This is a genomic window from Chamaesiphon sp. OTE_8_metabat_110 (assembly GCF_031382685.1).
In the GTDB taxonomy this organism is placed as follows: Bacteria; Cyanobacteriota; Cyanobacteriia; order Cyanobacteriales; family Chamaesiphonaceae; genus Chamaesiphon.
In genome coordinates this window covers 1-7,466 of the sequence record NZ_JANMZA010000546.1, presented here as the reverse complement: position 1 = coordinate 7,466, position 7,466 = coordinate 1, and the positions used below count along the sequence as shown (strand labels likewise).

At 48.3% G+C, this 7,466-nt stretch carries 8 protein-coding genes; 4 read left to right on the top strand and 4 right to left on the bottom strand.

Annotated features, from left to right (window positions below):
• Window positions 1-66 precede the first annotated feature (66 nt).
• Window positions 67-2,721: a protein kinase domain-containing protein gene (locus RMO52_RS19780; RefSeq protein WP_396135058.1), complete on the top strand. Its 2,655-nt coding sequence runs from the start codon at window positions 67-69 to the stop codon at window positions 2,719-2,721.
• Window positions 2,722-2,855: 134 nt separating this feature from the next.
• Here the strand turns inward: RMO52_RS19780 and RMO52_RS19775 are convergent, their stop codons facing one another.
• A complete protein-coding gene (locus tag RMO52_RS19775) occupies window positions 2,856-3,356 on the bottom strand; it encodes an orange carotenoid protein N-terminal domain-containing protein (RefSeq protein WP_310417674.1) in 501 nt (166 codons plus the stop codon).
• Between the two features lie 224 nt (window positions 3,357-3,580).
• On the opposite strand from RMO52_RS19775, the gene RMO52_RS19770 reads away from it, so the two are divergent.
• Window positions 3,581-3,994, top strand: coding sequence for a nuclear transport factor 2 family protein (locus tag RMO52_RS19770; protein WP_310417671.1), 414 nt, complete (start codon window positions 3,581-3,583; stop codon window positions 3,992-3,994).
• Between the two features lie 61 nt (window positions 3,995-4,055).
• On the opposite strand, the gene RMO52_RS19765 is transcribed toward RMO52_RS19770, so the two are convergent.
• The gene (locus RMO52_RS19765; RefSeq protein WP_309739486.1) at window positions 4,056-5,231 is read right to left on the bottom strand and encodes a M20 family metallopeptidase; all 1,176 of its coding nucleotides are present in this window, start codon (window positions 5,229-5,231) and stop codon (window positions 4,056-4,058) included.
• A 91-nt stretch (window positions 5,232-5,322) separates the two neighbouring features.
• On the opposite strand from RMO52_RS19765, the gene RMO52_RS19760 reads away from it, so the two are divergent.
• Both RMO52_RS19760 and RMO52_RS19755 read left to right on the top strand, forming a co-directional pair.
• The gene (locus RMO52_RS19760; RefSeq protein WP_310417668.1) at window positions 5,323-5,733 is read left to right on the top strand and encodes a pre-16S rRNA-processing nuclease YqgF; all 411 of its coding nucleotides are present in this window, start codon (window positions 5,323-5,325) and stop codon (window positions 5,731-5,733) included.
• Between the two features lie 60 nt (window positions 5,734-5,793).
• On the top strand, window positions 5,794-5,973 hold the full coding sequence (locus RMO52_RS19755) for a hypothetical protein (protein WP_309739484.1): 180 nt from the start codon (window positions 5,794-5,796) through the stop codon (window positions 5,971-5,973).
• 106 nt (window positions 5,974-6,079) lie between these two features.
• Here RMO52_RS19755 and RMO52_RS19750 read toward each other — a convergent pair whose 3' ends face one another.
• Both RMO52_RS19750 and RMO52_RS19745 read right to left on the bottom strand, forming a co-directional pair.
• Window positions 6,080-6,520, bottom strand: a complete 441-nt coding sequence (locus RMO52_RS19750) for a dTDP-4-dehydrorhamnose 3,5-epimerase (protein ID WP_309739482.1) — start codon at window positions 6,518-6,520, stop codon at window positions 6,080-6,082.
• Between the two features lie 243 nt (window positions 6,521-6,763).
• On the bottom strand, window positions 6,764-7,466 hold a 703-nt coding region (locus tag RMO52_RS19745; protein ID WP_310417665.1), incomplete at its 5' end, for a hypothetical protein.

Below are 7,466 nucleotides of genomic sequence, written 5' to 3'. Positions count from 1 at the left end.
AAAACTGAGTAGAGTTGCCAACTGCGAGCCGCGAGTCACCAATTTCCCACACCTAGAAACCACTGTATGGATATTTACTGCACTCGCCCTCATTGCGAGCAACCGCTGAACTCATTTGTCGATTTAGATGATAGTAATCTGTTGAAAACCGTACATCAACGGCATTGTGCTAATTGCGGGATGCCCTTGATTTTGGATGGACGGTATTTACCGATCGAAATACTCCAGCAGGGGGGATTGGGAGTCGCATTTCTGGGCTGCGATCGGCGGACGCCCGGTTTAAAACGCTGTGTCATCAAGCAATTGCAGGTAAATCCCAGTTTTAATGCCGAGCAATTGGAAATCGCGACGAAGCTATTTCATCGCGAAGCTGAATGCTTGGAAAAATTGGGCGAACATCCCCGAATTCCCCGCCTGTACGCCTTCCTGGAACTGATGGCTTCCGGCTCGGCACCCTATCGCGAGCAAAAGTTTTTTTACTTAGTTCAAGAATATATTGAAGGGCAAAATTTACAACAAGAACTGGCAGTTAAAGGTAAGTTTACCGAAGCTGAAGTTATTTATGTCCTAAAAGAAGTTGCCAAAATATTAGAATTTATTCACTTTCGAGATACGATTCACCGTGATATTAAGCCATCAAATATCATGCGGGATTTACAAGGCAAAATTTACCTGATCGATTTTGGTGCTGTCAAGCAGGTAATCGTGCAGACGCCCGGAACGCTAGATCGGAATGTGACATGTGTATTTACGCCCGAATATGCGCCGTGGGAACAGCGTCAGGGACAGAGTGTTTATCCATCGTCGGATTTATATGCTTTGGGTGTAACTTGTATTAATTTGCTCACAGGCAAACAACCTTCAGAGTTATTAGACGGTGAGTCAAATGAGTGGCGATGGCGGACTCCCGATCTCGCCGTCAGTGACGCTCTAGCGGAGATCGTCGATAAAATGTTGCGACATCTGCCATCGGAGCGATTTCAGTCGGCTAGAGAGGTACTCGATACCTTGGAGATGACTTGGGGCACTCCGACTGTGAGTATTTCGCCATCCAAGATATTGCCGTCGAGCAATTGGGCTTCGAGTACGCTACTGTCGTTAGATATCGACAATCGATTTGGGCAAGTGGAGGAGAGTGTCGAGCAGCTACCACCCGAACCCACGGTGGCACCGCCTGTATTAGCTCCTGTCGTTGTCGCCCAGGATCGCCCGTTAGATCGGCATGTACCGCCACCAGTTATCGATTTGCCCCCACCAGCCAAACCTTATAAACCATGGTTGTTAGCAGGCGTTTTAGTGGCTGGCGTTGTCGGTTTGGGTGCGCTGGCTCTCCCGAATATTTGGCCGTTTAATACTTTTAAACCGCCCTCACTCGATCCGATCGCCAATCGGAGCAGTAGTGGCGATCGGATTTTACTGAGTATTGAAGGCAATCGCGATACCGATAAATTTAGAGAATTAAAACGGGACGGAGTTGCGGCGCTTGCCAATAAGAATTATCCCGCAGCCGTCAGCAAATTCCGCTCGGCATTAGCTGAAAATCCCAACTCACCCGAGACGCGAATTTATCTAAATAATGCCTTAATCGGTGATGGTAAAAGTTATACGATCGCGGCTTCCGTGCCGATTTCGAGTCGAGCGCTCGATCGAGCATCAGAAATGTTGCGCGGATTTGCCCAAGCTCAAGAAGAAGTAAATCAGACAGGGAGCGCCACTGAAGCCAAACTCAAAATCAAGATTGTCGATGATGGTGACGATCCCAAGGTAATTAAAACGATCGCCACCGAACTCGCAAGGCAACCAGAAGTGATTGGCGTCGTCGGTAGCAATCGCAATGATGTGACGATGAAAGCGGCTGATGTTTATAATGAAAATAAACTCGTTTTTATCGCGCCAATTAGTACGGCAAATAACTTGACGGGGAAAGATCGCCCGTATATTTTCCGAACGAATGCTAAAGGAGAAGCGATCGCCCAAAAGCTCGTCGATTATACAATCGATCGCGAGCGAAAGCGCAAAGTTGCCATTTTTTATGTCCCGAGCATCACTTACAACGATGAGTTCAAAACTCAATTTGCCAGTAAATTGAGCGCGCGCGGTGGGGAAGTGGTCGCAACTTTTCCATTTTCTAGAGTTGCTAATTCGGCATCGCCGTCACCTACACCGACACCCAGCCCTACAACTGTTTTTGATGCCGATGTCTATCTCCAACAAGCCAAGGCGATGGGCGCACAATCAATTTTGTTACTGCCAGTAGGGCGCTCTAGTCGGGAGGCGCTGAAGATATTGACACTCACAGCTAGTAAATACCCAGAAATGAGCGTGTTTAGCGATACAGCTTTGTACAGTGTCACCACTCTCGAAGCGGGTCAAGATGCCCAAGGGTTGATTATGGGCGTACCTTGGCAAGAATCCCAGAGTACGCCGCAATTTTCTAAAGGTGCCAGACAACTCTGGAATAACCAAGTAAATTGGGCAACGGCGACATCTTATAATGCTGTCAAAGCACTGGCCGCCGCGATCGAATCTCAAGAGTCACCGTCGCGAGAAAGCGTAATGAACGGGTTGTCTAAAAATGAATTTATGGGCGCATCAGGGCGGCGGTTTCAATTTACTAATGGCGAATCCACCGAACAATACGTGCTGGTAAAAGTAGCGAAGACGCCACCTAACTATAAGTATTCTTCACGCACTGGCTATGATTTTGTACCGCTGGAGTAGGGAAGAGGGGATAGGGGATTGGGGATAGGGGATAGGGAAGAGGTGAGAGGTAAGAGGGGAACTCAGAGGCTCAGCTTAGAATCGTTATTCACTATCCACTATCCACTATTCACTATCCACCATCCCCTATCCACTTACAGCCCAGTAGCCTCATCGTGAGCGCTAGTGTCAGGATCGGCACCCATATTCGCGACGAGATTGCGAAGTACGGAAATTTGCTCGCTGTGGTCGAGTGCCTGGAGTTGGGTCATACATTGAGTAGCGCCCTCTTCAAGCTGATAATCTGCTGGCATAGGAATGATTTCAGTGCGATCCATGCCTTGAGCTAATAAATACCAAAAGAGTAATTTGGTGGTATCGCTAAGCGCACCATATTCGCGACTAATCAAGCTGTTTTTGCGTTCTACCAGATCTCGCTGGATTTGTAACTGCTCCTCGTGGCTCATCTCGGCGACTTGCTTGAACAAACCTTCGGCGATGGTGGGCGAAGCGGTGCTAGCGCCAGGAGCCGCTGGGGTAATCGATTTACCGACTTCTTTATAAATAAACCATAGCAATGCAAGCTGTTGGTCGGTATCTAACGCGGAAAATGCGTCAGTCATTTCTGGATGAATTTTTGAAATACCTGTTGTCACAATACTGTCCTAATTCGTCTCCTCTACCTTACTCATAATTCAATCTGGCTCATAGCTACTTTAGAAGGAGATGCCGATCGGTCGAAAGGTAGATGGAAATAAATATTATTTGTGCTTTGATAAATATTTTAAGGCAAGTAAAGTTCGGCTCGAAAATTTGGTGTTTCGCTCGAGTAAAGCTAACTAGATCCTCTCAAAACTTCACAAAATCTTAAATAAAAGCGATGAAACTAACTTCCACGATCGATCCGCAGCTAGTTAATATCGAGGGTATTGAAGAACCAACAATTGTTGCCTATTTTAGTACGCTCAATCGGGGTGAATTTGGCGCTGCGGCTGAGCTATTTGCCGAAACAGGCTGTCTTCAACCGCCCTTTGAAAACCCGATCGAAGGTAGAGACACGATCGCGAAATATTTAGCAACAGAAGCGCGGGGGATGATCTTATGTCCAACTGCGGGCGCAATGTTACTCCGAGACGATCGGATCGTCCAATATCACCTTCAAGGACAAGTCAAGACTAATTACTTTGCGATTAATGTGAGCTGGTTGATGCAGTTAAATGCAGCCCGAGAGATCGTCCTAGTAGAAGTAAAATTATTAGCTGCTTTAGAAGAATTATTGAAATTTAAAAAATAAATCGATAAGACCGCATTTTTCACGATCCACGATCCACGATCCACGATCCACTATTCACTACTCACTGCTGCCAATATTGATATGCCGTATATGCCATCGTCACTACTCCCGTAATAATAGCGGACTCGTCCACCATAAATTGCGGGTGATGGAGGGGATGGTTTTTGGTATCCTTGGTACCTACTCCCAGCCGGAACATCGTCCCTGGAGCGTGTTGGAGGTACACAGAGAAGTCTTCAGCACCAAGGGATGGTTCGGGTAAGATATGGACGCGATCGCTACCCCAGGCGGCGCGTGCAGAGGATTCGAGGATTTGGGTGAGGGCGATATCATTTTGGACGGAGGGGACGCCACGCCGATAGTTGACTTGACATTTGGCACCATAAGTGCGGCAAATATCCGTAACGATTTGCTCGATCCAGCCGGGGAGTGTGGCATGAGTGTCGGGATGGAGCGATCGCACCGTACCGGAGAGTTCGACGCGATCGGCAATGATATTGGGGGCGCGTCCGCCGCTGATGGTGCCGATCGTCAGGACGATCGGGCGGAGTGGGTTCTGAGTGCGGCTAATTGCCTGTTGCAGCCCGGTAATCACCTGAGCAGCAATCCAGATCGCATCGATCGCTTCGTGGGGTCTGGCACCGTGTCCCGACTCACCCATAATCGTTATTTCCAGATCGTCAGCGGCGGCGGTTAATGCTCCATACCTAATCCCGATCGAGCCAGCGAGAATCGAGGGAAAGACGTGGAGGGAAAAAATACTATCCACCTCTTTCATCACCCCGTCAGCGACCATCCAGGCGGCACCCTGAGCGATTTCTTCGGCGGGTTGAAAGATAAACCGCATTCGCCCTGGTAATTCTGCGCCCAATTCGGCGAGAATCATTGCTGTACCCAAACCGACGGTAGTATGGACATCATGACCGCAAGCGTGCATCACGCCTTGATTTTGCGAGCTAAATGGCAACCCCGTCCGCTCGACGATCGGCAGTGCATCCATATCTGTCCGAATCGCCAGCAATCGATCGTCCCTACCCGCACCCGCTAATTCGCCGACGACGCCAGTTTTACCTACAGATTCCTGCGTGTGTAAGCCAGCCGCTGACAAGACGCCAGCGATGTACGCTCCAGTCTGATATTCCTGCCCGCTCAATTCTGGATGAGCGTGCAGATGACGACGAATTTCGATTAGTCTGGGGGCGAGGTTGGTAGCGATGGAGTGAATGCGATCGAGCATAATTAACGTAGGTTGCTAGTTACTCTCTACAATGGGGAGTTTCAGAATTAGGAGCGGGTAGGAGCGGCTTGATATTATTTGCTACAAAACTATGACAGATCGCACTCAAACAATTCTCGGCTTCGATCCGGGTAAGGACAAATGTGGCATCGCAGTGATGGGTGGCGATCGCGCCCTCCTGTACCATCAAGTGTTACCAACAGCACAGGTGATTTCACAGATTAATGATTTATTTCAGCAGTATAACGTCACTCGGCTGGTGATGGGCGACCAGACTACCTCGAAACAATGGCAACAGCGATTGAGTACGGCTTTGCCGGATTTGCCAATTTTGTTAGTTGACGAGCGCTATAGTAGTTTGGAGGCACGCGATCGTTACTGGCAGATGTATCCAGCTAATTTTTTGACGGGATTGATTCCCCAGGGAATGCGGCAACCACCGCGCCCGATCGACGATCTTGTGGCGATTATTTTGATCGAACGCTATCTAAATCGAAATTAGGTTTTTAGTCGATAGTGGCGATCGAAATCGATCGCCACTATCGTTGTTAATTTATTTCTGATGATGTTCCTTGCGTATCTGAAACAGGCGGCTAAACTACTCAAACAACAGGGCAATAATCCGCATCAAATTGTTGTTGCTGCCGATCGGAGTGAATCTCTGCGTTCTGGCGATCGCAAGGATGTCAAGCTCAAATTTGATGAGTTTCCGTTTGAGAGTTATGACATCGTGAAAGGTTAACGATCGACTAAGTAGGTAGGGACTTTTTCCTGCTGCTCGATAATACTTTCGATCGCCTTGCGTAAATTTTGGGTATTGATGCGGGAGGTTTAACGAGCGACTTATTTTAAGCTGCCAGCGAGATCGCTCGATCGGATAATAATCGATCGGCCTGAGTTAGATCGTAGGGAAAAGGTGCTTTGATGGGGCGATAATCAGATGGGTGAGCTTGCCCATGGCGAGTTACGGCATTGATTAACATACATGGTTCATCCCCAATATTAATTGCTGAATGCGGAACCCGTGGGGGAATAGTTACCACCTTTGGTTCGAGATCGCTGAGGGGAATATATTGGTATTTGCCATTGTGGAGGATGACCAAGATAAAACTACCACGTACTACCATCAATCGATCGGTTTGGTATTTATGCACGAACATATCGTCGATCGTGTTGGCGGGGATTTGTACCAACATCGTTTCATGACTAGCTTGGGGAGTATAAAGTCGAACCATCCCAGCCTTAACGGAGGTCAGGGAATGAATTTCTACGCCTTTTGATAGTGACATACTGGATCTCCAAAAATTTGAGATAGTTAGCCGGAATAAGGTAGTACACCGACGATCGAGATAGTGCGATCGCCAGATTGAGGATACCCCAACTTTTTACGGGGATATCCTCATGGTAACGATTAAAAATCGAATAATTTGTGCCTAAGCAAACAAATTGTATATTTTTACAACAAATAGCAAAATAAGTAGCCAAAATAGACGGTTTACCGATCCACGTCTAAAAATTCACCAGTTCTCAGCCTAAAACCGGATGCCCAACCGCGCCGTCACCCCGCGCAGCGAATGGTACCCCAAACCCACATTGACATTCTCATCGAAGCTATAGGTGACACCACCGCCAACGGCACCAGTGACGTTGGTTTCGTTAGTTTGCTTGTACAGTTCGCTAGTCGCTAGAGACTGAGCGATCCGCGATTGACTCTGAAAATAGACGCCGACGCTACCATAAACCGACACGCGCGGCGCAACATCCACATAGCCGAGTAAGTCCGCCCCCCACTGGGGGCTGAGCTTTTTGACGCCGAGATCGGTGAAGAAAAAATTATTCGGGAGGGCAAAATCATTGACAGCGCGCGGGAGACTATCTTCGTTGAAAATGCCGCCGATTTCAAAACCGATATTATTCCAGCGCAAACCGACACCGGGCGAGACACTGCCATCTTTGAACCCGATCGATCCCAACACCTGAGTAGAGCTGGGAGTGTTATTATCCGATCGAGATTCCTGAGTGCGATTATCTTGCCCGATGGCTGGAGGTGCGGTTGGAGTCCGGTAGCCCGGATCGTTCCCACCATAACTCGGATAAAAAATGACGGCGGGAGTGCTGTAGTAGTAAGGGTAGTAAAACGGATCGTAGTAATAATTAGGGCGATTATTTTGCTGGCGCAATCTGGTTAATTCGGCAGCGGCTTCGCGCACTTTTTGGGGGTCGCTCCCAGATTCG